The organism is Streptomyces thermocarboxydus, assembly GCF_024760485.1.
In the GTDB taxonomy this organism is placed as follows: domain Bacteria; phylum Actinomycetota; class Actinomycetes; order Streptomycetales; family Streptomycetaceae; genus Streptomyces; species Streptomyces cellulosae.
Map to the genome: position 1 here is coordinate 3,845,329 of NZ_CP058273.1, position 23,050 is coordinate 3,868,378.

Below are 23,050 nucleotides of genomic sequence, written 5' to 3' on the forward strand. Positions count from 1 at the left end.
GGGTGAGCGGCACCCCTTGCGGGCCAAGCGGCGGCCGAAGTTTGAGGAGGGTGTCGGCTCTCTGCGAGTCGTGGATCTCTTCGCCGGCTGCGGTGGCCTCACCCTCGGTATTGCCCAGGCAGCCCGCAAGCATGACGTCTCGCTCGATGTTCGTCTCGCGGTTGACTTTGAGGCAGCTCCCACGAAGGTATTTAAAGCAAACTTCCCCAAGGCCAACGTCCGACAGGGAGCCGTCGAATCCTACTTTGACGGTGACCTTGGCGCACCGTTGACCGCTCAGGAGACCGAAACTCTCTCGATGGTGGGTGAGGTGGAGCTCCTGATCGGCGGGCCGCCGTGTCAGGGGCACAGTAATCTCAACAACCACACCCGTCGCGACGATCCCAAGAATCGGCTGTACCTGCGGATGGCTCGTGCGGCAGAGGTTCTGCGCCCCAGTGTAGTCGTCATCGAGAATGTGCTGGCCGTTGTCAATGACAAGCAGCAGGTCGTCTCCCGGGCCATCGTTCACCTCAAGAAGCTTGGCTACGAGGTTGCGACCAGTCGTATCGACCTACTCAAGCTCGGGGTCGCTCAGACGCGCAAGCGCCACATACTGCTGGCCGTCCGCGAAGACGCGCTGCCTTTTGGCTTTTCTGCTGCTGACCTGCTAAAGATCGAAGACCACAATGCCGCGCCCCATGACCTGCGTTGGGCGATCGGCGACCTGCTCGACGTGCGACCTAAGTCATTTTTCGATGAAGCTGCCGTACCCAACGCAGACAATCAGCGGCGTATGAAGTATCTCTTCGATAATGACGTGCACAATCTGCCGAACGAAGAGCGCCCCAAGTGTCACCAGGGCAAACATAATTACACCGCAATGTACGGCCGTTTGTGGTGGGACCGTCCGTCTCAGACCATTACCAGTGGCTTCGCGACGATGGGACGCGGGCGTTTTGTCCACCCTGGTGTTCCCCGATGTCTGACCGCCCACGAGGCTGCGCGTATCCAGGGCTTCCCGGATTATTTCAAGTTCGTCGACGAGAGGGTCAAGCCGCGCTATGAGCTGACCCACACCGAGGTTCAGATCATCATCGGCAACGCCGTACCCCCACCCCTGACCGAGGCGCTGACTTCCAGGCTCTTCGACGCTGACGTTCTGCATGTGAAGGACGACGCTTCCCAGCAGCTTGAGGACGACTTCGCTGCCTCTGCTGTAGACCTCGCCTGCTGAGCCTGCAGTGGGCTGAGTCCCTCCGAGGGCCGAGCCCGGCTCAGGTAGTCGGGGCATCGGCGCAGTACGGCTGGCCTCTCGGTTTCGGACTGCGGACTAGAGACGTTTCCTCCAGGGATGGTCCGGGGCGGTCACAGGGCGTGGGCGAGTTCCGGGGTCGTGCCGTTGGTCGGACCGTGACCGGTTGGGGCGCATAGCAGAGCAGGCACGGGCTTCGTGATCATTGGGGTGTCGAAGCTCAACGATCATGAGGTGGCCCGTGCCTGCCGCTGTATCTTCCCTCATCCCGCCGGTGCTGATGAAGTTGGGTCCGCTGGGTGCCGGTCAAGTGTCCGACCTGCGCCCCTTCCTGGATCTGGTGCCCGATCCCCGTGCGAGGCGGGGCCGCTGGTACTCGCTAACCGCGATCCTCCTCGTCTGTGCCTGCGCGACCGTGTCCGGAGCGAGGAGCGTCGACGAGATCGCCGAGTGGGCCCAGCGGGCCTCGGACGCCGTGCTGACGGCTGTCGGGGTGCGCCGGCATCCGCTGAGGTGGCGCCGTGCTCCCTCACGGACCACGATCGGCCGCGTACTGGCGACCGTTGACGGTGACGTCCTGGACCGGGCGGTCTGCGCCTACCTCGCCGACCGGAACGCAGCGGGACCGGCTTCGGGACAACGGCAGGTGATCGCCGTCGACGGCAAGTCGCTGAGGGGATCGGCCCGCCTGTCCGCCGGCCGCAGGCACCTGCTCTCCGCGGTCACCCACCACCGGGCCGTGACCCTCGCCCAGGCGGAGGTCGGAGCGAAAACCAACGAGACCGCGCACTTCCAGCCCTTGCTCGAGCACCTCGACCTGGCCGGATCCATCGTCACCTTCGACGCTCTCCACTCGGTTCGGGCGAACGTGACCTGGCTGGTCGGGACGAAGAACGCTCACTACATTGCGATGATCAAGAAAAACCAGCCAACCGCCTACCGGCAGCTCGCGGGCCTGCCCTGGCCGGACGTTGCCATCCAGCACACCGCCTCCTTCGCCGGACGCGGCCGCCGTGAATCCCGCTCCCTCAAGACCTGCGGCGTCGCCGACGAACTCGGCGGGATCGCCTTTCCTCACGCCCGCCTCGCCCTCCGCGTTCACCGCCGCCGCCGGCAGTCCGGCCGGCGCGAGACCCGCGAGACCGTCTACGCGGTCACCAGCCTCGACGCCCACCAGGCCACACCCGCCGAACTCGCTGCCGCAGTCCGCGGCCACTGGAGCATCGAGGCACTGCACCACGTCAGAGATGTCACGTTCTCCGAGGACGCCTCCACCGTCCACACCGACACCGCACCCCGAGCCATGGCCACCCTCCGCAACCTCGCCATCGGCCTGCTCAAGACCCTCGGAGCCACCAACATCGCCAAAACCACCCGCGCAATCCGAGACCAGCCCGAACGAGCCCTCCCACTCCTGGGCATCACCAACAACCCCGACCCTCACGGAACTTGATCAAGCCCTGAGGCCTTGGGCAGCGCCAACTTGCCGCGCGATGTACCGCTTTGGGCCGTCCTATGTCCAACACGATGCTGTCCCGCATCGAACTCGCCAAGCGGCGATGCGATATCGACGACCTCGTCGCCATCGCCGAAGCCCTGCAGGTATCGCCCCTCGCCCTCCTCCAGGGCCCGGGCGCCACCTGAGCCGCCCACGCATCCCTCCCGCCCTCGCGACCAGGAGCCGCCCCCTTGCACCGACCCACGCCCGCGCCCGTCCCCCACAGGCCGTCCGACGCCCCTCCGCCCCGCCTCTACCGCCCCGAGGAGATCGCCGACACCCTCGGCTGCTCGGCCTGGTGGGTCAAGGACCGCGCGCGGCGGCGCCTGATCCCGCACACCCGGGTCGGCCGCGCCTACCGCTTCACCGCCGAGCACCTCGCCGAGATCATCCGCCTCTACGAGGAGCGGCCGGCACAGCCTGCGCAGACAGTCGCCCGGGGGACCGAGCCGCTCTCCGAGCCCGGTACGCAGACCGACTCCGCGCAACGTCGCCGCCCCGCCGTGGCGCCGGCGACTCGCCTGCGGGCCCGCCCGCCGCGTCGACAGCAGCAGTACAGCACTGTCGCGTGACCCGATCGCATCTGCCGTAGCCGAGGACAAGGAAGAGGGGGGCAGCGGGACTTGGGTTTCGCGGAGAAGCGTGGAAACTACTGGCGCGGCCGGTACAAGGTCGCGCCCGGCAAGCACAACACGGTCGTCGACGAGAACGGCAAGGCGATCAGGTTCGCCACCAAGGGCGAGGCCCAACGGGCAGCGGCCGAGGCCGAGAACAAGTACCGTCGCGGCGACTGGCGCGACCCTGCCCTCGGCCAGGAGACCTTCGGTGAGTACGCGAACCGCTGGTATGAGGCCCAGGACCTGGCGGCCTCGACCATGCAGAACTACAAGCGTCACATCGAGGAGCACCTGCTCCCCGAGTTCGAGGACAAGGCGCTCGCCGGCATCCTGCGCACGGACGTCGACCTGTGGGAGAAGAAGGAGAAGGCCCTCTATGCGGCCTCCAGCGTCAAGACCTGGCACTCGACGCTCCATCTGATCTTCGAGGACGCGATCGACGAGGGCCTGATCACGTCCAACCCGGCCGCTCGGCGGCGCGGGCGGGGTAAGCGCGCCGGCCGCTCCCGAGACCGTGGTCCGGAGAAGGTGGTCACCGACGCGCTCGGCATCCTGCTGACCGCCGAGCGCGCCGCCCTGCTCTCCGGCCGTGACGACGAGTTCGTCGCCGTGGTCCTCAAGGGGTACACCGGCATGCGCTGGGGCGAGATCGTCGGCCTGGAGACCGCGTTCGTCCGCCCTGGAGCCGTCCGGGTCGAGTGGCAGCTGTACGAGCTCGACACGGGGGAGTTGGTGCGTTGCCCGCCGAAGGACGACAGCTACCGCACCATCGACTCGATGGACTGGCTGTCCGCGCTGGTCGCCAACCACATCGCCCGCACGAAGCCCAAGCCGTGCCCCTGCCACGGCAAGACCTACGTCTTCCGAGGGCAAGGTGCGGCGCGCACGGGCGGTCACCAGGGCGCGAAGCTCGTCGACGTCGCCCGCCGTGCCGGCGTCTCGACCGGCACGGTGTCCAACGTCCTCAACCACCCCGATCGCGTCACCGAGGCCACGCGAGAGAAGGTCGAGCAGGCCATCGCGGACCTGGGGTTCGTGCGGGGCGGCGTCGTGCCGGAGCATGCCGCCCACTGGCGCAGGAACGGTTTCGCAACCTGGCTGTTCACGCCGGCGGTCTCCGGCTGGTACCCGAAGAAGGCACCACAGGAGCCACGGCCGGTGCCCTTGCTCGGCGAGCCCTGGCCTGGCGTCCCGGCTCGGGGGCGAGGTGCCAGCGACCGGGCCGACGCCTGCTGGCTCCCGATAGCCAAGGGACTCACGCCCCACGGCCTTCGCCACACCCACCGGACGATGATGGAGGACCTGGGAACCGAGAAGGTGCTCATGGACGAACGCATGGGCCACATCGACGGCTCGGTCTCGGCACGCTACGCCCACGTCACCCCCGGCATGCGCCGCCGCCTCATGGTTGGCCTGACCGAACAGTGGGAGGCGACGCTCAACGCGCGCCTGGCGATGTGTCCGACGTCGCCGGTACGGGCGCTCAACGATCTTCTGTGCGCACGCCAGTAGAACAAGGGCTGCTCGGTTTCACACCCGAGCAGCCCTCAGCGCACTATGCGCCTACAGCCAGGAGATCGTCTGTTCTTCCTCGCACGGCGTGCCTGACTCAGTCCATCGGTGCACGATCGTCCCCTGACGAGAGGTCCCCATATCGAGAGCGAGGAGAAAATCAACGAAAGACTTGGACGGGATGCGGTCGGCGGTGAGTTCGTCGAATACGTGCGGGTTGTGGCCCTCGCCGACGGGCCTCATCTCCAAGACGACGTTCTCGGCAGCGATGTCACCCAGATTCTCCACGCGCAGTCGCTCCCTCACACGCCGCATCCTGACCCGCCCTTTGCTGTCCTGCTTGGGTTCGGTGTCCCACTGGAAGCTTGAGCGGAGGAGCGCCCCCGTCTGTGGGCTTTCTGACGTGTCACTCTCTGAGGTGCCAGCCGCATACGCATCGTGCTCCAGGCATGTCCGCACCTTTGCCTTGAGATCATCCGCAGATGCGTAGCTGCCAGTGAGGCCGTGTTCCTGGAGCTCCTTGCGGAACGAGTTCAGAGCAGCGAGCTGCTCCGGATCGTGGTCGCGCGAGATCGGCGCGTCGGAGAAGAAGACGTGAACTGCCGCACCGCGATCACGGGCTCTGAGGATCTCTTCGGCCGTACCGGAGACCGCGCGCTTCGTCGCCTGGCCGAGCCGGCTGTTGAACACCGCGATGACGATGTCTGCCTCGTCGGCGAACTGTGCGTTGATCACCTCCTGCGCGTCGCCCTGCCCGACCAGCGGTACTGCCCCCAGTTCCCATCGAAGAGGAAGGAGGTGGACCTTGCGCCGCATCGTGTGGTCGCTGTTCCAACTGCGGATGGAGTCCTCCACCACATCGCGATCAGGAGCGGTGTCGCCAGGGGAAGCGATGAGGACGCTCAGCGTCAGGGTCTGGATGGCCATGGCAGCAGGCTAACCACAGCCACCGACAATCCATCCCGGACAGCGAATCTCCATGGCTTGGGGAGCCGGATCACCGAGTCGGCTCCCAAACGGCTCCCAAGACGGCCCGGGAAGCCATTCAGGGGCCTGATCCGATGTCTCGGATCAGGCCCCTGACCTGGTCTTACATGTGTCGGGGTGGCGGGATTTGAACCCACGACCTCTTCGTCCCGAACGAAGCGCGCTGCCAAGCTGCGCCACACCCCGGTGTCGCTCGCTGTCGCGGCGACGACGTTTACTTTAGCCCACCGGTGGCTAGAGACGAAATCTGGTTTTCGGGCGGGTGTGGTCCAGGGCCACCAGGAGGACCGCCACGGCGTAGATCGCGAGCCCCACGAGGAGCGCGTTGGCCAGCACGCCGCGGTAGCCGTGGCGGGCCACGTCGAGGAACGGGTAGAGGTAGCGGCCGGCGGAGACGGGGAGCAGTTCGCCCCGGGCGAGGGTGAAGGCCAGGTACGCCAGCGGGTACAGCAGCCACGTCGTGGCCTGGCGCAGGTGCAGGCGGGCCGGGGGTGTCAGGACCAGCCAGTCCAGCAGCGCGGCCACCGGCAGCGCCGTGTGCAGCAGGTGGCCCGCGACCGGCTCGAGCCACGCGACGCCGCCTCCGCTCGACCCCGCAGTCATGGCGTACGCCGGCGCCGCGTCCGCGAGGGCTATGTGGTGGACCAGAGCCCCTACGACCACATACAGCAGCGCCGCCCCCGTCACCGCGCCCGGCAGCGGGTGCCGTGCCGTCCACGCCCGGCGTGCCGAGGCGAACGTCACCAACGCCAGCAGCGCCGTGCTCTGGATCACGAAGTAGCTCAGTACCCGGGTCGGGCTGCCGAGGAGGATCTCGATCAGCACGGCCGCCGTCGCCAGCACGGCCAGGGCCAGCCGGTACGCCGCGGTCAGCGGCCGGCGCACCGGCGGTATGACGGCTCGGGCGGGGACGACGGAGGGGAGCACCTGCGGAGCCGTCCGCGGGAGGGCGGGGATGTCCGGGAGGTCCCTGGGTATCGGGGCGGTCATGCCCCCAGCGTGGGACGGCAGACCGGGCGCGGCGATGTGGCGTGGGCCGGTCGGGTTATCCGCCCGTCAGACAGCCCGACCCCACGCCGACCCGACCCGACCCCACGCCGACCCGCCGGCCCGCGAACCCGCCGGCCCTCGCCTCAGCGCCCCACCAACGTCAGCAGCGTCGCCTCCGGCGGGCACGCGAACCGCACCGGCGTGTAGCGGCTCGTGCCGCAGCCCGCCGAGACGTGCAGGTACGACCTGCGGCCCTCCGCCGTGTGCCTGGACAGGCCCTTCACGCGGTCCGTGTCCAGGTCGCAGTTGGTGACCAGGGCGCCGTAGAACGGGATGCACAGCTGCCCGCCGTGCGTGTGGCCGGCGAGGATCAGCGGGTAGCCGTCCGCCGCGAACGCGTCCAGCGCCCGCAGGTACGGCGCGTGCACCACGCCCATCGAGAAGTCCGCCCCGCTCGACGGGCCGCCCGCCACCTCCGCGTACCGGTCCCGCTTGATGTGGGGGTCGTCCAGTCCCGTGAGCTCGATCGACGTGCCCTCGACCTTCAGCGTGCCCCGCGTGTTGGTGAGGTTGAGCCAGCCGGCCGAGTCGAAGCCGTCCCGCAGGTCCTCCCACGGGTTGTGGACGGCGTCCACGACCGGCGGGTTGCCGTTCAGGCCGTGGCGGCCCTGCACCTTCTCGACCAGGTAGCGGGCGGGGTTGCGCAGCCGGGGGCCGTAGTAGTCGTTGGAGCCGAAGACGTACGCGCCGGGGAACTCCATCAGCGGGCCGAGCGCGTCCAGGACCTCGGGGACGCCCTCGGGGTCGGACAGGTTGTCACCCGTGTTGATCACGAAGTCGGGGCGCAGGCCCGCCAGCGAGCGCAGCCACCGCTGCTTCTTGCGCTGGCCGCCGACCATGTGGATGTCGGACACCTGCAGCACGCGCAGGGGGCGCATCCCGGAGGGGAGGACGGGGACGGTCACCCGTCGGAGTCGGAAGGAGCGGGCCTCGAAGCCCGCGGCGTACAGCAGTCCGGCGGCGCCGGCCGCCGTGATTCCCAGGGGGATTCCGTATCGCGCGCGCATGCGCCCATCGTGTCAGACCCTGACGGTTCCTCCGTACGACCCTCGGGGCCAACTGGTACGACCCTCAAATCAGCAGGCGCAGCCGCGGCCGCACCTGCGACAATCAAGTCATGACCACGCTCAAGTCGAAGCTGCAGGATGACCTCAACGCCGCGATCAAGGAGCGCGACGAGCTCCGCTCCTCGACGCTCCGGCTGACGCTCGCCGCGATCACCAAGGAGGAGGTCGCGGGCAAGGAGAAGCGCGAGCTCTCCGACGACGAGGTGCAGAAGGTGATCGCCCGCGAGGCCAAGAAGCGCCGTGAGGCGGCCGACGCCTTCGCGCAGGGCGGCCGTCCCGAGCAGGCCGAGCGGGAGAAGGCGGAGGGCGAGGTGCTCGCCACGTACCTGCCCAAGCAGCTGTCCGACGACGAGCTGAACGCGATCGTCGCCCAGGCGGTCGAGGAGGCCCGCGCCGCCGGCGCCGAGGGGCCGCGCGCCATGGGCGCCGTTATGAAGATCGTGAACCCGAAGGTCGCCGGTCAGGCGGAGGGCGGCCGGGTGGCCGCCGCGGTGAAGAAGCTGCTGGCCGGCTGAGACGCCGTAACGACGGCCTACGGCCACGAACGGGCTGCGGCCCCTTCCCCGTCCGGGGAAGGGGCCGCAGCCCGTTGTCGGACGACCGTCGTCAGTCGCGGCCTCCCGGCCCGTTGCCAGGGCCCTGGATGAAGCCCTCCGGGATGGAGAAGGTCGGGTCCGGCTGGCCGCCGTTGCCGCCCCCGTTGCCGTTGCCGTTGCCGTTGCCGTTGCCGTTGCCGCCGCTGATCAGGCCGCCGATGAAGCCGTCGTCGCCCTTGCCGTCGTCGTCACGGCCCCGGTCACGGTCGCGGTCCTTGGGCTTCTTCGCGTCCGGGATGTGCACCCGGTTGAACCCAGGGGCGTCCTTGCCCTCCAGCGCGCCGGACATCGCGTCACGCCAGATGGGGCCCGGGACGGCGCCGCCGAAGACCAGCTCGTGGTACTGGCCGCCGATGCTGATGTCCCGCATCTTCACCTTCTGGCTGGCGCTGCCCACCCACACGGCACCCGACAGGTTCGGCGTGTAGCCGACGAACCAGGCGTTCCTGCGCTCGTCCGTCGTACCCGTCTTACCGGCGTTGTCGCGGCCCGAGAGCCCGGCCTGCTGACCCGTACCGGAGTCGATCACGCCCCTGAGCAGTTCGTTCACCGTGTCCGCCGTCTTCTCGCTCATCGCGCGCGAGCACGTGGACTTCGGGACCGGCAGGGACTGCGACTGGTTACCCGTCTTCTGGGTGATCGACTCGATGGCGACCGGCGTGCAGTACATGCCCCGGGAGGCGAAGGCCGCGTAGGCGCTCGCCATGGTGAGGGGCGACAGACCGGTGGAGCCGAGGGTCATCGAGGACGGCACCTCGGGGATCTTGTCCCCGTTGCCCTGGACCACGCCGAGCTTGTCGGTCATGGTCACCACCGGGCACATCCCGATGTCCTCGATCATCTGCACGAAGTAGGTGTTGACCGACTTGGCCATCGCCTCCTTCAGCGCGTACGGCCCGACCTCGGTCTCGTTCTCGTTCTCCAGCTTGTAGTCGCCGTCGTTCACCCACGGCTTCTCACAGCCGCGGACGGTGTCCGGGTACGGCATCTCGTACGGCGCGGAGTACTCCTGCGTCGGCGGCCGGCCCTCCTCCAGGGCGGCGGCGGCCACGAACGGCTTGAACGTCGAACCGGTCGGGAAGCCGAAGTTGGAGCCGCCCCAGGCGGAGTCCACGGAGAAGTTGATCTCCGTCTGGTTCTTGCCGTAGCCGTACGGCTTCGACTGGCCCATCGCGACGATCTTGCCGGTGCCCGGCTCGACCAGCGTGGACGCGGCGGCGACCTTGTCCGACTCGTAGACGTGGTTCTTGAGCGACTCCTGCACCGACTCCTGGGCCTGCGGGTCCAGCGTGGTGCGGATGGTCAGGCCGCCCTGGTTCCAGACCTTCGCCCGCTCCTCGCGGGTCTTGCCGAAGACCGGGTCGTTGAGGAACACCTTCTCCACGTACTTGCAGAAGAAGCCCGCGCCCTTGGCCGCGGTGATGCAGCCGTTCTTCGGCTCGCTGACCTTGAGGCCCAGCGGGGAGCGCATCGCCTCGGCGGCGTCCTCCGGAGACACGTCCCCGACCTCGGCCATCCGCTTCAGGACGATGTTGCGCCGCTTCTTCGCCTCGGCCTCGTCGTTGACCGGGTCGTAGCGGCTCGGCGACTGGACGATGCCGGCGAGGAGCGCGGCCTCCTGGAGGTTGAGATCCTTGGCCGGCTTGGAGAAGTACCGCTGGGACGCGGCTTCGACGCCGTAGGCCTGCTGGCCGAAGAACGTGATGTTCAGGTAGTTCTCGAGGATCTTCTTCTTGCCCAGCTCCTCCTCGACCTGGATCGCGTACTTCAGCTCCTGGATCTTGCGGCCGATCGTCTGCTGGGTGGCCTGCGCGACCTTCGTCGGGTCGTCGCCCGCCTCCTCGACGAAGACGTTCTTCACGTACTGCTGGGTGAGCGTCGAGGCGCCCTCGGAGACCTCGCCGCTGCGGGCGTTCTTGTTGAGCGCGCGCAGCACGCCCTTGAGGTCGACCGCCCCGTGCTCGTAGAAGCGGGAGTCCTCGATGGCGACGATCGCCTTCTGCATGTACGGCGAGATGTCCTTGAGCTCCACCACCGTGCGGTCGCGCGAGTAGACGGTGGCGATCAGGCCCCCGTCGGCGTCGAGGATGGTGGTGCGCTGGCTCAGCGGCGGCGTCTTCAGAGCGGCCGGGAGCTCGTCGAAGCTCTCCACCGACCCCTTCGCCGCCAGGCCCAGCGCGCCCACGGCGGGCAGCGCGATGCCGGCCAGGACGGCACCGGCCAGGACACTGACACCGAGGAACTTGGCGGCCTGCTGCGTGGAGGACAGACCACCGCCCGAGCGCTTCTTTGGCATGGGAGCAGCCTACGTTCTCATTCGCCGGACAAGCGTATATGCCTTGGCCTAAGCTGCACTCAACTGTCACAGCAGTGAGGCCACGTATCAATACGTCCGGCGACCCCGAATCGTTCCGGATCTTCTCGACTTTCTTTGTGCGTGTTCGTACGAGATCGGTCGAGGGGCGTGAAGACCGTGTCCGGATCGCCTCGTGTGTCACGCGGTGCCCGTTGTGACGCAACTGAACTGACCCGCAATGCCCTATTTGCCGTGCATGTCGCCCCCTCACTCCCCCGGGTGATCTGCCGCTTACCCATAGTCCGTTCGGACCATTCAAGATTGGGCCCGCTGGGGGTGTTGCGCTGTGCCCACCTTCCGTAACGTCCTCAACTGGCGGCGGTGAATATGCCGCTGCCGCCGTGGGGGAGCCTCGATTCGGGAGAGGACGGCGCCGGTATGGGCTGGGTTACCGACTGGAGTGCGCAGGCTGCCTGCCGCACTACCGATCCGGATGAACTGTTCGTTCAAGGAGCAGCGCAGAACAGGGCCAAGGCGGTGTGCACCGGTTGCCCGGTGCGCACGGAGTGCCTGGCGGACGCGCTGGACAACCGCGTCGAGTTCGGCGTGTGGGGAGGCATGACGGAGCGCGAGCGCCGTGCGCTGCTGCGCCGGCGGCCCACCGTGACCTCCTGGCGCCGGCTGCTGGAGACCGCGCGCTCGGAGTACGAGCGCGGCACGGGCGTCGTGCCGCTCAACGACGACCAGGTCTACGAGGACTACGCCGCGGTGAGCTGAGAGCTCTCGGTGAGGGCTCTCGGGGGGTCCTCGGCGGTGGGCAGTTCCGGGGTGCCTCGTCGTGCGCGGGGGCGCCCCTGTTGGTCGGGGGCGTGTACGCGCGCGCCCTCAGGGCGTATACGCACGCCCCTCAGGCCGTGCCCGGCAGCTCCGTGCCCCCGGCGGCCAGCCGCTCGCCGATGTCGCGCAGGCCCGCGAGGTCGTGGACGTCGCCGGGCAGGGCGGCCACCTCGGTCATCGCCACCTCGGGGTGGAGTGCCGTGAAGCGGTCACGCGTGCGCCGCTCGCGCTCGAGCAGCTGCATCCGCTCCGCGTGCAGCCTCAGCAGACCGGCGGTGAGACGCTCCACCGAGCGCTCGCCGTCCGGCGTGGTGTGGTCGGTCGGTTCCTCTTCGGGAGCCGCGCCCTCGGCGTCCTCGGTGGCGGGGGAGCCTCCGTCGGTGACGTTACGCGCGGATGATTCTGAACTGCCGTACGTGTCGGGAGAGTTACGAAGTCCAGCTTTCCCGTCCGGCTGATCCACAATGCGGGCGTCCTCAAGATTTTCCGCGGCGGCCAGCGCCCGCTCCGCCGACAGCCGGACGGCCCCGCTGCCGTGCACGCGGTTCAGCACCAGACCGGCGAGCGGCATGTCCTCCGCGGCCAGCCGTTCCACGAAGTACGCGGCCTCCCGCAGCGCGTCCCGCTCCGGCGCCGCGACGACGAGGAACGCCGTGCCCGGCGCCTGGAGCAGCTTGTACGTGGCGTCCGCGCGCGTCCGGAACCCCCCGAACATGGAGTCCATCGCCGCCACGAACGTCTGCACGTCCCGCAGCAGCTGACCGCCGAGCACCTTGCCGAGCGCGCCGGTCATCATCGACATCCCGACGTTCAGGAACTTCATCCCCGCCCGGCCGCCCATCTTCGCCGGCGCCAGCAGCACCCGGATGAGCTTGCCGTCGAGGAAGGAGCCGAGCCGCTTGGGCGCGTCCAGGAAGTCCAGCGCGGAACGCGACGGCGGGGTGTCGACCACGATCAGGTCCCACTCGTCCCGCGACCGCAGCTGCCCCAGCTTCTCCATCGCCATGTACTCCTGCGTGCCGGCGAAGCCCGCGGAGAGCGACTGGTAGAAGGGGTTGCCCAGAATCGCGGCGGCCCGCCCCGGGTCCGCGTGCGCCTCGACGATCTCGTCGAAGGTGCGCTTCATGTCGAGCATCATCGCGTGCAGTTCGCCGCCCGCGGAGTCGTCGATGCCCTTCACCCGGCGCGGGGTGTTGTCGAGGGAGTCGATGCCCATGGACTGGGCGAGCCGGCGCGCCGGGTCGATGGTGAGGACCACCACCTTGCGGCCCCGCTCCGCTGCCCGCAGGCCCAGCGCCGCGGCCGTGGTCGTCTTGCCGACGCCGCCCGAGCCGCAGCACACCACGATCCGGGTGTCCGGGTTCTCGATCAGCGGGTCGATCTCCAGCGCGCGGGCGGGCGAGAGGTGCTCACGGACCGGGTCCCGGTCCTGCGCCGGTTCCGGACGACGGCTCATGACATCCCCTGCTTCCGGTGGGTCCGACTCATGACGGGGGCGATGCGGTGGCGCGGATGGCCGGGAGAACGGGTGCGGCCGCTCATGACACGCCCTGCCCGCGTAGCGTCCGCGCCAGCGCGTACAGCCCGGCCAGGTCCATTCCCTCGGCGAGCAGCGGGAGTTCGTGCAGCGGCACGCCCAGCTCCGCCAGCACGGCACGCTGTTCGGTTTCCAGCGCGTACCGCTCGGCGTACTCCTCCGCCTGCGCGAGCAGCGGCTCCACCAGCCGCTCCGCGTGCCCGCCGCGCCGCGCGCCGCCGAGCCCGGCCGAGGACAGCGTGCGCGCCACGGCGGAACGGGGGACGCTGCCGACGAGGTCCAGGTCGGCGGCGTCCAGCACCTGCGGCCGCACCATGTTCACGATGACCCGTCCCACCGGCAGCCCGGCGGCGCGCAGTTCCGCGATGCCGTCCGCGGTCTCCTGGACCGGCATCTCCTCCAGCAGGGTGACCAGGTGCACGGCCGTCTCCGGCGACTTCAGCACGCGCATGACGGCCTGCGCCTGATTGTGTATCGGGCCGATCTTGGCGAGCCCGGCCACCTCGTCGTTGACGTTGAGGAAGCGGGTGATGCGGCCGGTCGGCGGGGCGTCCATCACGACGTAGTCGTAGACGAACCGTCCGCCGCGGTCCTTGCGCCGGACCGCCTCGCAGGCCTTGCCGGTGAGCAGTACGTCCCGTACGCCGGGGGCGATGGTGGTGGCGAAGTCGATCGCGCCGAGCTTGCGCAGGGCGCGGCCGGCGCTGCCGAGCTTGTAGAACATCTGGAGGTAGTCCAGAAGGGCCAGTTCGGGGTCGATGGCGAGGGCGAACACCTCCCCGCCCCCGGGAGCGACGGCGATCTTCCGCTCCTCGTACGGCAGCGCCTGCGTCTCGAAGAGCTGCGCGATGCCCTGCCGGCCCTCGACCTCGACGAGAAGCGTCCGCTTCCCCTCCTCGGCCAGGGCCAGCGCCAGAGCGGCGGCCACCGTGGTCTTGCCGGTTCCGCCCTTACCACTCACGACCTGGAGCCTGCTCACGTCTTCGAGCCTAAATGCTCACCGCGCGTGGCGGCGGCTCCGGGTGATGTTCCCGCCTCCGTGTGCCGTCCGGGCGGGCGGTGCAGGCGACGCGGGCGGCGGGCGCGGCAGCGGCTAGAGTCGGCCGCATGACCAAGTGGGAATACGCGACTGTGCCGCTGCTCGTCCACGCGACGAAGCAGATTCTGGACACCTGGGGCGAGGACGGCTGGGAGCTCGTCCAGGTCGTGCCCGGGCCGAACAACCCCGAGCAGCTGGTGGCCTACCTGAAGCGCGAGAAGCAGGCATGAGCGGCGTCGTCGAGTCCCGGCTGGCCGAGCTGGGCCTGAGCCTGCCCGAGGTCGTCCCGCCGCTCGCCTCGTACCAGCCCGCCGTCGTCTCCGGCAGGTACGTGTTCACCTCCGGCCAGCTGCCGATGGTGGACGGCAAGCTGCCGGTGACCGGCAAGGTCGGGGCGGAGGTCACCCCCGAGGAGGCCAAGGACCTGGCCCGCATCTGCGCGCTGAACGCGCTCGCCGCGGTCAAGTCCGTCGCCGGTGACCTGGACCGCGTCGCGCGCGTCGTGAAGGTCGTCGGCTTCGTCGCCTCCGCCGCGGACTTCACCGGCCAGCCGGCCGTCGTCAACGGCGCCAGCGAACTCCTGGGCGAGGTGCTCGGCGACAAGGGCGTCCACGCCCGCAGCGCGGTCGGCGTCGCGGTCCTGCCGCTGGACGCGTCCGTCGAGGTCGAGATGCAGGTGGAACTCACGGAGGCCTGACCCTCCGGCCGGGCGTCCCCGGATCTCCTCCGGGCCACGCTCCCGCCATCGCCGTACGCCGCCCCGGCCGGCCCCGCGCCTGCCGGGGCGCGGTGTTTCCGGTCGCCGGCCGGGGGCATCTCCCATCCCCAGGGGCACTCGAACATCCGGCCGTCTCGGGATAGCCTCCGGCCATGGCGAATGCGCAGGCTGGGGGGCAGTGGTACCCGCCGGAGTGGCCCGGGCGGATCAGAGCGCTGGCGAGCGGTGAGCTGACACCCGTCGCGCCGAAACGGGCGGCCACCGTCATGCTCCTCAAGGACACCGGCGCCGGGCCCGCCGTGCACATGCTGCGCCGCCGTACGTCCATGGCGTTCGCGGGCGGCGCGTACGCCTACCCGGGCGGCGGCGTCGACCCGCGCGACGACGACCGGCACGTCCGCTGGGCCGGGCCCTCGCTCGACTGGTGGGCCGACCGGCTCGGCGTGGACCGCGCCGGCGCCCAGGCGATCGTCTGCGCGGCCGTGCGGGAGACCTACGAGGAGGCCGGCGTGCTGCTCGCGGGCCCCGCCCCGGACGCCGTCGTCGGTGACACCACCGGCGCGGACTGGGAGGCCGACCGTGCCGCGCTCGTCGCGCGCGAGCTGTCCTTCGCGGAGTTCCTCGACCGGCGCGGCCTGGTGCTGCGCTCGGACCTGCTGGGCGCCTGGACCCGCTGGATCACCCCCGAGTTCGAGCCGCGCCGCTACGACACCTGGTTCTTCGTCGCCGCCCTCCCCGAGGGCCAGCGCACCCGCAACGCCTCCACGGAGGCCGACCGCACGGTGTGGATCACCCCGCGCGAGGCGGCCGGCGGCTACGACCGGGGTGAGCTGCTGATGATGCCCCCGACGATCGCGACCCTGCGCCAGCTCACCGCGTACGGCACGGCCGCGGAGGCGCTCGACGCGGCGCCCGCGCGGGACCTCACGCCGGTGCTGGCCACCGCGCGCCTGGTGGACGGCGAGATCGTCCTCGCCTGGCCCGGGCACGACGAGTTCACCAAGCACATCCCGACCGGGGGAGCCCCCGCATGACGGACGCCACCGCCCTCCCCGGCCAGCCTCGCGGCGGGGTCCTCTCCGGTCCCGCGACCGCGCGGGCCGTCAACGTGCTCGCCCCGAACCCCTCGGCGATGACGCTGGACGGCACGAACACCTGGATACTCTCCGAGCCGGACTCCGACCTCGCGGTCGTCGTCGACCCGGGCCCGCTCGACGACGGGCACCTGCGGCACGTCGTCGCCACCGCCGAGGAGGCCGGGAAGCGGGTCGCCCTGACCCTGCTGACGCACGGTCACCCCGACCACGCCGAGGGCGCCGCCCGGTTCGCCGAGCTGACCGGCACCAAGGTGCGCGCGCTGGACCCGGCGCTGCGGCTCGGCGACGAGGGGCTGGCCGCCGGGGACGTCGTCACCGTCGGCGGCCTGGAGCTGCGCGTCGTACCGGCCCCCGGGCACACCGCCGACTCCCTGTGCTTCCACCTCCCGGCGGACCAGGCGGTTCTCACCGGCGACACCGTGCTGGGACGCGGCACGACGGTCGTGGCCCACCCCGACGGGCGCCTCGGCGACTACCTGGACACCCTGCGCCGGCTCAGGTCCCTCACCGTCGACGACGGCGTCCACACGGTCCTGCCGGGACACGGGCCGGTGCTGGACGACGCCCAGGGCGCCGTCGAGTACTACCTCGCGCACCGCGCCCACCGGCTCGCCCAGGTGGAGACGGCCGTCGAGGACGGTCACCGCACCCCCGCCGAGGTCGTCGCCCACGTCTACGCCGACGTCGACCGCTCCCTCTGGCCGGCCGCGGAACTCTCCGTACGGGCCCAGCTGGAGTACCTCAAGGAGCACGGGATCATCTGACCGCACGGCCGCGCCCCCACAGCCGGAGGCCATGGGGGCGCGGGAAAGCGGGGTGACGCGTCAGCGGGAGCGCTTGGCGAGCCGCTCCACGTCCAGCAGGATCACCGCGCGGGCCTCGAGCCGCAGCCAGCCGCGCTGGGCGAAGTCCGCCAGGGCCTTGTTGACCGTCTCGCGGGACGCGCCGACCAGCTGGGCCAGCTCCTCCTGCGTGAGGTCGTGCACCACGTGGATGCCCTCCTCCGACTGCACGCCGAAGCGGCGCGAGAGGTCCAGCAGGGCGCGCGCGACGCGGCCCGGGACGTCGGAGAAGACCAGGTCGGACATGGCGTCGTTGGTCTTGCGCAGCCGGCGGGCGACGGCGCGCAGCAGCGCCGTGGCCACCTCGGGGCGGGCGCTCAGCCAGGGCGTCAGGTCGCCGTGGCCCAGGCCCAGCAGCTTCACCTCGGTGAGCGCCGTGGCGGTCGCCGTGCGCGGACCCGGGTCGAAGAGGGACAGCTCACCGATCAGCTCGCCCGGTCCGACCACGGCCAGCATGTTCTCGCGGCCGTCGGGGGAGGTGCGGTGCAGCTTCACCTTGCCCTCGGTGACCACGTACAGGCGGTCGCCCGGGTCTCCCTCGTGGAACAGTGAGTCGCCCCTCGCCAGGGTCACCTCACTCATGGAGGCGCGAAGCTCCGCGGCCTGCTCGTCATCGAGCGCCGCGAAAAGCGGGTTCCGCCGCAGAACGTCGTCCACGAGTTCTCTCCTATTCGACCTGCTCAGGGGATCTTGGTTCCCCTGCGTGCCAGGGGACCGTGGTTCCCATTTTGCCGGACCGTCCAAACAGTGTGATCTGTCACAAGGATGCCGCACAGGTTGGCCGGGGTATGCGGCAGGGGTCCAATTGGACGCCGATCTTCTGGGTCCGGGGCGGATGTCCGTGCCGGGTCGTAGGCTGGCCGGGTGTCCAAATCGCCGGTGAGAGCACAGGCCGAGGGGGCTGCGCGGGTGAGTGCAGAACGCGATTCCGCTGTGGGCGAACAGGTCTCCGATGGCGGTAGGAAGACGGCGAAGAAGGCTGCGCCGGCGACGGAGGCTGCGCCTGCGGAGAAGGCGACCGCCAAGAAGGCCGCGCCTGCGAAGAAGGCTGCGCCTGCGACGAAGGAAGCCGCCAAGAAGGCCGCGCCCGCGAAGAAGGCCGCTGCCAAGAAGTCCGCCGCGGGCGCGAAGGCGCCTGCCGCGAAGAAGGCCGCCGCCAAGAAGCCCGCCGCCAAGGCCGCCAAGAAGGCTCCCGCCAAGTCCTCCGCCCCCCTCAAGAAGGCCCCCGCCCCCAAGAAGCAGGTCGTCGCCCCCAAGAAGGCGACCGCCTCTGTGCCGGCCGCCCCGGCGAAGACGGTGGCCGCGCACCCGCAGGGGGAGTCCCGTACCGCGCTGGTGCGGCGGGCCCGCCGGATCAACCGCGAGCTCGCCGAGGTGTACCCGTACGCCCACCCCGAGCTGGACTTCGAGAACCCCTTCCAACTCCTCGTCGCGACTGTGCTGTCGGCCCAGACCACCGACCTGCGCGTCAACCAGACGACCCCCGCGCTGTTCGCGAAGTACCCCACCCCCGAGGACCTGGCGGCCGCCAACCCGGAGGAGGTGGAGGAGATCCTCCGCCCCACCGGCTTCTTCCGCGCCAAGACCAAGTCGGTCATCGGCCTGTCGAAGGCGCTGGTGGAGCAGTTCGGCGGGGAGGTGCCCGACCGGCTCGAGGACCTGGTCAAGCTGCCCGGCGTGGGCCGCAAGACCGCGTTCGTCGTGCTCGGCAACGCCTTCGGCCGCCCCGGCATCACGGTCGACACCCACTTCCAGCGCCTGGTGCGCCGGTGGAAGTGGACCGACGAGACCGACCCGGACAAGATCGAGGCGGCGGTCGGCGCGCTGTTCCCGAAGAGCGAGTGGACGGACCTGTCCCACCACGTCATCTGGCACGGCCGCCGCATCTGCCACGCCCGCAAGCCCGCCTGCGGCGCCTGCCCGATCGCCCATCTCTGCCCGTCGTACGGCGAGGGCGAGACGGACCCGGAGAAGGCGAAGAAGCTGCTGAAGTACGAGAAGGCCGGCCAGCCGGGCCAGCGGCTGAAGCCCCCGCAGGCCTACCTGGACGCGGGCGGCAAACCGGCCCCGCCGCTGGGGGCCGGATGAGGGCAGGCCGGGCGCCCCTGCGCCGCGCGGAACGATCTCGGGAGCGTCGCGCGTTGCACTCGTGGGACGGGGCCGGACGACGGGGGTGGGCATGACGCGTGCGAGCGGGACGCAGGGCGGTCCGGTGGCCCTGAGCAGGGACGGGCTGCCCGCGTGGCTGGACCCGGTGGTCCGCGCCGCCGAGACGGTCCGGCCCACGCAACTGAGCCGCTTCCTGCCGCCGCGCGACGGCTCGGGACGGCAGTCCGCCGTCCTCATCCTCTTCGGTGAGGGCGAGCGCGGCCCCGAGCTGCTGCTCATGGAGCGGGCCGGCTCGCTGCGCTCGCACGCGGGGCAGCCCGCCTTCCCGGGCGGCGCCCTCGACCCCGAGGACGGCGACCCGCAGGGCGAAGGCCCGCTGCGGGCGGCGCTGCGCGAGGCGGAGGAGGAGACCGGGCTCGACCCGTCCGGCGTGCAGCTGTTCGGCGTGCTGCCGAGGCTCTACATCCCCGTCAGCGGCTTCGTCGTGACGCCCGTGCTCGGCTGGTGGCGCGAGCCCAGCCCGGTCGGCGTCGTCGATCCGAACGAGACGGCGCGGGTGTTCACCGTGCCCGTGGCCGATCTCACCCACCCGGACAACCGTGCGACCGCGATCCACCCCAGCGGCTTCCACGGGCCCGCATTTCTGGTCGAATCGGCCCTCGTGTGGGGGTTCACCGCGGGGGTCATCGACCGGTTGCTGCACTTCGCGGGCTGGGAGCGCCCCTGGGATCGGGACAAGCGGGTCCCGCTGGACCGGAGGGCGTGACAGGGTGGGCGCCGTGCTGCGTAGGACGAGGCGAGGCTTGAATCGGTGAACGTGCTGGACATCCTGCTGCTGGTGGCAGCCGTGTGGTTCGCCGTGGTCGGCTTCCGGCAGGGCTTCGTCGTCGGCATCCTGTCGGTGATCGGTTTCCTCGGGGGCGGTCTGATCGCCGTCTACACGCTGCCGGTCATCTGGGACGCGCTGACGGACAACTCCGAGGTGGGCACCACCGCCGCCGTCGTGGCCGTCGTGGTCGTCATAGTGTGCGCGTCCGTCGGGCAGGCCCTGACCACTCATCTGGGCAACAAGCTGCGCCGGTACATCACCTGGTCCCCGGCCAGGGCGCTCGACGCCACCGGCGGGGCCCTCGTCAACGTCGTCGCGATGCTCCTGGTCGCCTGGCTGATCGGCTCCGCCCTCGCCGGGACGACGCTGCCGACGCTCGGCAAGGAGGTGCGCCAGTCCAAGGTGCTGCTCGGCGTGTCCCGCGCGCTGCCGGACCAGGCGGACATCTGGTTCGCCGACTTCTCGTCCGTCCTCGCGCAGAACGGCTTCCCGCAGGTCTTCAGTCCGTTCGCCAACGAGCCCATCACGGACGTCCGTCCGCCGGACCCGGCGCTCGCGGGCAGCCCCGTCGCCGCCCGCGCGCAGCGCTCCATCGTCAAGGTGACGGGCACGGCGACGAGCTGCGGCAAGGTGCTCGAGGGCACCGGCTTCGTCTTCGACGACCGGCGCGTCATGACCAACGCCCATGTGGTGGGCGGCGTCGACGAGCCGGTCGTGCAGATAGGCGGCGAGGGCCGCACGTACGACGCCACGGTCGTCCTGTACGACTGGAAGCGCGACATCGCCGTGCTCGACGTGCCCGACCTGGACGCGCCCGTGCTGCGGTTCGCCGCGGAGGACGCGAGCAGCGGGGACGGCGCGATCGTCGCCGGCTTCCCGGAGAACGGCGCGTACGACGTCCGCGCGGCGCGGCTGCGGGGGCGCATCACGGCCAACGGCCCCGACATCTACCACCGCGGCACGGTGCGCCGCGACGTGTACTCGCTGTACGCGACGGTCCGTCAGGGCAACTCCGGAGGCCCGCTCCTCACCCCTCAGGGCGAGGTCTACGGCGTCATCTTCGCGAAGTCGCTGGACGACGACCGGACGGGATACGCACTGACCGTGGACGAGATCCGCGAGGACATCGCCCGGGGCCGCAGCGCCGCCCAGGAGGTGGACAGCGACAAGTGCGCGCTGTGAGCGGGAACCGAACCGGAAGCCGGCCGGACGTCAGGAACGGACGGACGGTCCGTCAGCCCCGCGGGTGACGGAGCCGGACCGATACCCAGCGCGCGCGGCGGCGGAGAATGCGCGGGATGCCGACCCTGAGATCCGTAGCTGCCATCTGTGGTGCACCGCCTCGCTGGTGGGAGCCCACACCGCTCGCCGAGCGGCGATTGCGGCTTGCGTCACTGTAGTCGTGCGTCCAGCCCATACCCCGACGTTTGCCCCCGGCCCAAGGTCCATAACCGCCTGAGGGGCCGCCAATTGGCCTATGCGCCAGGCAATTGGCGTTCGTAGGACAAGCGTTCAGCGGGAGGGGTGTGAACGGGTACGGAACGGGCGCGCGAGCGGTACGGAACGCATCCGTCCGGTCACCGACCGGCTCCTCACCGGTCCGGCTCCTCACCGGTCCGGCACGTCACCGGTCCGGCTGCTCACCGGTCCGGCACGTCACCGGTCCGGCTGCTCACCGGTCCGGCACGTCACCGGTCCGGCATGTCACCGGTCCGGCACGTCACCGGTCCGGCACGTCACCGGTCCGGCTCGGGATCCTTCAGCCAGTTGATCAGCTCGGCCGAGAAGGCCGCCGGGTCCTCCTCGTGCGGGAAGTGCCCCAGCCCGTCGAACAGCCGCCAGCGGTACGGCGCTTCGACGTACTGTCCCGAGCCCGCCGCGCTGCGCGTGCGCACCACCGGGTCCAGGGAGCCGTGCAGATGCAGCGTCGGCACCCGCACCGGACGCTTCATCCGGCGGTTGAACTGAATGCCGTCCGGGCGGGCCAGCGACCGCACCATCCACCGGTACGGCTCGATCGAGCAGTGCGCGGTGGACGGGATGCACATGGCCCGCCGGTAGGTCTCCAGGGCCTTCTCGTCGGGCGGCTGCGGCCCGGACCACTCCTGGATGAGCCGGGCCACCATCGCCCCGTCGTCCGCGGTGAGCCGGCGCTCCGGGATCCAGGGCCGCTGGAAACCCCAGATGTGCGACTGGGCGGCCGTCTGCCGGGCGTCGGCGAGCATCGAGGAGCGCCAGCGCCGCGGGTGCGGCATCGAGGACACCGCGAGCCGCCGCACGAGCTTGGGGCGCATCGCCGCGGCCGTCCAGGCGAGGTAGCCGCCCAGGTCATGGCCGACCAGCGCCGCGTCCGGCTCACCCAGGGAGCGGATCACACCGGTGATGTCCAGCGCGAGGTTGGCCGGGTCGTAGCCGCGCGGGGTGCGGTCGCTGCCGCCGACGCCCCTCAAGTCCATGGCGACGGCCCGGAACCCGGCGTCGGCGAGCGCCGTCAGCTGGTGCCGCCAGGTCCACCAGAACTGCGGGAAACCGTGCAGCAGCAGCACCAGAGGGCCGTCGCCCAGCTCCGCGATGTGGAAGCGGGCGCCGTTGGCGGCGACGTCACGGTGGACGAGGCCCGGGGCGTCCGGGAGGTCCAGGCGAACGACCGAGGCCGGCTGCGCCGAAGGAGTGGCGGGGTCCGTCATGAGGACGAGCGTGCCACAGCCTCGACGGCCTCGGGGCCACGGTGCGCGGGGAGGGCCGGACGCGGGTGCGGCTTGGCCTTCTGCAGCACGCCCGCCGTCTCCTTCATCGAGGCGGCGACCTTCTGCGGGCCGCGGCCCTTCTTGGCCTTCTTGGCGAACACGACGCCGATGAGGGCGAGGAGGCCGGCGACGAGGCAGTTCGCCGCGAAGGACAGCAGGAAGCACACCGCCATGTTCCAGCCGCTCCACGTGCGGATGCCGTAGGCGAGCGCGAAGTTCAGCATCGGCAGGGAGAACAGCAGCAGTACGCCCGCCGCCATGAACGCGCCGCCGCTCGTCGCCCCCCGCTTCACGTCCTGCCTGAGCTGCGCCTTCGCCAGCGCGATCTCGTCGTGCACCAGCGCGGACATCTCCGCCGTCGCCGTGGCGAACAGCTGGCCGATGCTGCGTTCGGCGCCGACCGGGCTGCCGTCGGGTGCGCTCATCGCGGTCTCCCTC

The 23,050-nt window shown here is 70.5% G+C and carries 23 protein-coding genes, 1 tRNA gene and 1 pseudogene; 14 read left to right on the forward strand and 11 right to left on the reverse strand.

The window, feature by feature from the left end; genetic code table 11:
* Positions 1 to 70: 70 nt before the first annotated feature.
* The 5 genes and pseudogenes from AY578_RS17760 (at position 71) to AY578_RS17780 (ending at position 4,861) form a co-directional block, all read left to right on the forward strand.
* Positions 71 to 1,216, forward strand: coding sequence for a DNA cytosine methyltransferase (locus AY578_RS17760; protein ID WP_258902980.1), 1,146 nt, complete (start codon positions 71 to 73; stop codon positions 1,214 to 1,216).
* Positions 1,217 to 1,544: 328 nt separating this feature from the next.
* Entirely contained in the window at positions 1,545 to 2,687 is a 1,143-nt protein-coding gene (locus tag AY578_RS17765; protein WP_337663095.1) for an ISAs1 family transposase, read from the forward strand.
* Between the two features lie 11 nt (positions 2,688 to 2,698).
* Positions 2,699 to 2,878 (forward strand): annotated as a pseudogene (locus AY578_RS17770) (helix-turn-helix domain-containing protein); the annotation flags it as partial.
* 45 nt (positions 2,879 to 2,923) lie between these two features.
* Positions 2,924 to 3,304, forward strand: a complete 381-nt coding sequence (locus AY578_RS17775; RefSeq protein WP_258902981.1) for a helix-turn-helix domain-containing protein — start codon at positions 2,924 to 2,926, stop codon at positions 3,302 to 3,304.
* 51 nt (positions 3,305 to 3,355) lie between these two features.
* Positions 3,356 to 4,861 (forward strand): LacI family DNA-binding transcriptional regulator, encoded by a 1,506-nt coding sequence (locus tag AY578_RS17780; RefSeq protein ID WP_258902982.1) that lies wholly within the window; start codon positions 3,356 to 3,358, stop codon positions 4,859 to 4,861.
* A 51-nt stretch (positions 4,862 to 4,912) separates the two neighbouring features.
* On the opposite strand, the gene AY578_RS17785 is transcribed toward AY578_RS17780, so the two are convergent.
* The 4 genes from AY578_RS17785 to AY578_RS17800 all read right to left on the reverse strand — a co-directional run bounded on the left by AY578_RS17785 (position 4,913) and on the right by AY578_RS17800 (position 7,905).
* A complete protein-coding gene (locus tag AY578_RS17785; protein WP_258902983.1) occupies positions 4,913 to 5,788 on the reverse strand; it encodes a DUF4062 domain-containing protein in 876 nt (291 codons plus the stop codon).
* Positions 5,789 to 5,960: 172 nt separating this feature from the next.
* Positions 5,961 to 6,034: transfer RNA gene (locus AY578_RS17790), tRNA-Pro, on the reverse strand.
* Positions 6,035 to 6,082: 48 nt separating this feature from the next.
* Complete coding sequence (locus AY578_RS17795; RefSeq protein WP_258902984.1) at positions 6,083 to 6,838, reverse strand: Pr6Pr family membrane protein; 756 nt, start codon at positions 6,836 to 6,838, stop codon at positions 6,083 to 6,085.
* A 143-nt stretch (positions 6,839 to 6,981) separates the two neighbouring features.
* Complete coding sequence (locus tag AY578_RS17800) at positions 6,982 to 7,905, reverse strand: metallophosphoesterase (RefSeq protein ID WP_258902985.1); 924 nt, start codon at positions 7,903 to 7,905, stop codon at positions 6,982 to 6,984.
* 110 nt (positions 7,906 to 8,015) lie between these two features.
* Between AY578_RS17800 and AY578_RS17805 the strand changes: the two genes are divergently transcribed.
* Entirely contained in the window at positions 8,016 to 8,480 is a 465-nt protein-coding gene (locus AY578_RS17805; RefSeq protein ID WP_019527062.1) for a GatB/YqeY domain-containing protein, read from the forward strand.
* A gap of 91 nt (positions 8,481 to 8,571) precedes the next feature.
* On the opposite strand, the gene AY578_RS17810 is transcribed toward AY578_RS17805, so the two are convergent.
* The gene (locus tag AY578_RS17810) at positions 8,572 to 10,857 is read right to left on the reverse strand and encodes a transglycosylase domain-containing protein (protein WP_258902986.1); all 2,286 of its coding nucleotides are present in this window, start codon (positions 10,855 to 10,857) and stop codon (positions 8,572 to 8,574) included.
* A gap of 438 nt (positions 10,858 to 11,295) precedes the next feature.
* On the opposite strand from AY578_RS17810, the gene wblA reads away from it, so the two are divergent.
* The gene (gene wblA, locus AY578_RS17815; protein ID WP_019527064.1) at positions 11,296 to 11,634 is read left to right on the forward strand and encodes a transcriptional regulator WblA; all 339 of its coding nucleotides are present in this window, start codon (positions 11,296 to 11,298) and stop codon (positions 11,632 to 11,634) included.
* 130 nt (positions 11,635 to 11,764) lie between these two features.
* Here wblA and bagB read toward each other — a convergent pair whose 3' ends face one another.
* Entirely contained in the window at positions 11,765 to 13,150 is a 1,386-nt protein-coding gene (bagB, locus tag AY578_RS17820) for an ATPase BagB (protein ID WP_258902987.1), read from the reverse strand.
* 82 nt (positions 13,151 to 13,232) lie between these two features.
* Positions 13,233 to 14,210, reverse strand: coding sequence for an ATPase BagA (bagA, locus tag AY578_RS17825; protein WP_136238747.1), 978 nt, complete (start codon positions 14,208 to 14,210; stop codon positions 13,233 to 13,235).
* A gap of 128 nt (positions 14,211 to 14,338) precedes the next feature.
* Between bagA and AY578_RS17830 the strand changes: the two genes are divergently transcribed.
* The 4 genes from AY578_RS17830 (at position 14,339) to AY578_RS17845 (ending at position 16,849) form a co-directional block, all read left to right on the forward strand.
* A complete protein-coding gene (locus tag AY578_RS17830) occupies positions 14,339 to 14,500 on the forward strand; it encodes a Sp36 family protein (protein ID WP_003975360.1) in 162 nt (53 codons plus the stop codon).
* On the forward strand, positions 14,497 to 14,967 hold the full coding sequence (locus tag AY578_RS17835) for a RidA family protein (RefSeq protein ID WP_019527067.1): 471 nt from the start codon (positions 14,497 to 14,499) through the stop codon (positions 14,965 to 14,967). The genes AY578_RS17830 and AY578_RS17835 overlap by 4 nt, the downstream gene beginning before the upstream one ends.
* Before the next feature lie 173 nt (positions 14,968 to 15,140).
* A complete protein-coding gene (locus AY578_RS17840; protein ID WP_026244159.1) occupies positions 15,141 to 16,022 on the forward strand; it encodes an NUDIX hydrolase in 882 nt (293 codons plus the stop codon).
* Positions 16,019 to 16,849 (forward strand): MBL fold metallo-hydrolase, encoded by an 831-nt coding sequence (locus AY578_RS17845; protein ID WP_019527069.1) that lies wholly within the window; start codon positions 16,019 to 16,021, stop codon positions 16,847 to 16,849. Before AY578_RS17840 ends, AY578_RS17845 begins: the two co-directional genes overlap by 4 nt.
* A 60-nt stretch (positions 16,850 to 16,909) precedes the next feature.
* Here the strand turns inward: AY578_RS17845 and AY578_RS17850 are convergent, their stop codons facing one another.
* The gene (locus AY578_RS17850; RefSeq protein WP_006132548.1) at positions 16,910 to 17,584 is read right to left on the reverse strand and encodes a Crp/Fnr family transcriptional regulator; all 675 of its coding nucleotides are present in this window, start codon (positions 17,582 to 17,584) and stop codon (positions 16,910 to 16,912) included.
* A gap of 276 nt (positions 17,585 to 17,860) precedes the next feature.
* Between AY578_RS17850 and nth the strand changes: the two genes are divergently transcribed.
* The 3 genes from nth to AY578_RS17865 all read left to right on the forward strand — a co-directional run bounded on the left by nth (position 17,861) and on the right by AY578_RS17865 (position 21,047).
* Positions 17,861 to 19,015 carry an endonuclease III gene (gene nth, locus AY578_RS17855; protein WP_019527070.1) on the forward strand — a complete coding sequence of 385 codons (1,155 nt, stop codon included), beginning with the start codon at positions 17,861 to 17,863 and terminating at the stop codon, positions 19,013 to 19,015.
* A gap of 91 nt (positions 19,016 to 19,106) precedes the next feature.
* Positions 19,107 to 19,802: an NUDIX hydrolase gene (locus AY578_RS17860; RefSeq protein ID WP_026244160.1), complete on the forward strand. Its 696-nt coding sequence runs from the start codon at positions 19,107 to 19,109 to the stop codon at positions 19,800 to 19,802.
* Positions 19,803 to 19,847: 45 nt separating this feature from the next.
* Positions 19,848 to 21,047 (forward strand): MarP family serine protease, encoded by a 1,200-nt coding sequence (locus tag AY578_RS17865; protein WP_019527072.1) that lies wholly within the window; start codon positions 19,848 to 19,850, stop codon positions 21,045 to 21,047.
* A gap of 52 nt (positions 21,048 to 21,099) precedes the next feature.
* Here the strand turns inward: AY578_RS17865 and AY578_RS17870 are convergent, their stop codons facing one another.
* The 3 genes from AY578_RS17870 to AY578_RS17880 form a co-directional block, all read right to left on the reverse strand.
* On the reverse strand, positions 21,100 to 21,282 hold the full coding sequence (locus tag AY578_RS17870; RefSeq protein ID WP_078492825.1) for a hypothetical protein: 183 nt from the start codon (positions 21,280 to 21,282) through the stop codon (positions 21,100 to 21,102).
* 319 nt (positions 21,283 to 21,601) lie between these two features.
* Positions 21,602 to 22,552: an alpha/beta fold hydrolase gene (locus AY578_RS17875; protein WP_137207485.1), complete on the reverse strand. Its 951-nt coding sequence runs from the start codon at positions 22,550 to 22,552 to the stop codon at positions 21,602 to 21,604.
* Positions 22,549 to 23,037 (reverse strand): phage holin family protein, encoded by a 489-nt coding sequence (locus AY578_RS17880; protein ID WP_019527092.1) that lies wholly within the window; start codon positions 23,035 to 23,037, stop codon positions 22,549 to 22,551. Before AY578_RS17880 ends, AY578_RS17875 begins: the two co-directional genes overlap by 4 nt.
* Between the last annotated feature and the right edge of the window lie 13 nt (positions 23,038 to 23,050).